This is a genomic window from Stenotrophomonas sp. STM01, from assembly GCF_014852135.1.
Classification (GTDB): Bacteria; Pseudomonadota; Gammaproteobacteria; order Xanthomonadales; family Xanthomonadaceae; genus Stenotrophomonas; species Stenotrophomonas capsici.
Map to the genome: position 1 here is coordinate 1 of NZ_JACVBA010000012.1, position 528 is coordinate 528.

Genomic DNA, 528 nt, shown 5'->3' on the forward strand with positions numbered 1-528 from the left:
CGCCATCCACCGGCAACTGCCGCGCGATGCTGCTCACCCGGCGGTAGTCATCGCTGAGCACGCTCACGCGCGTGCTGGTCAGCTGCCGCTGCCGGCCCAACAACTGGATGCTGTCACTGGATTCGGTCGCATCACTGCGATGGAAGCGCACGCCTTCGGTGCTCGCCGCGCTCTCCGGCAGACGCACGCTGTCGGCAAAGATCTCCATGCCGTTGCCGCAGCGTGCCTGCGCATCGTCCTGCAACCGCCAGCCCAGCCCTTCCTCGGCCAACAGGCGCTGCACGAAGTCCAGGTCGCTCTCGCGGTACTGCACACAGTAGCTGCGCACCCGGCCGCCGAGCAGCGCATCGCAGCCCTCGGCCCATTGCCAGCTGGCCAGGTCGCCGTGTGCCTGCAGCACCTCATCGACGATCTGGCGCACGCTCTTGTCCTGGAACACGCGGCTGTTGCGCGCATGCTGCAACCACCATGTCCACGAGGCCAGCGACAGCCGATAGCGCACCAGCCCGCCATCGCTGCCCAGCCGGC

The 528-nt window shown here is 68.2% G+C and carries 1 protein-coding gene; it reads right to left on the bottom strand.

What is annotated here, in order from left to right:
- On the bottom strand, positions 1-528 hold a 528-nt coding region (locus IB227_RS18395; RefSeq protein ID WP_192288568.1), incomplete at both ends, for a type VI secretion system Vgr family protein.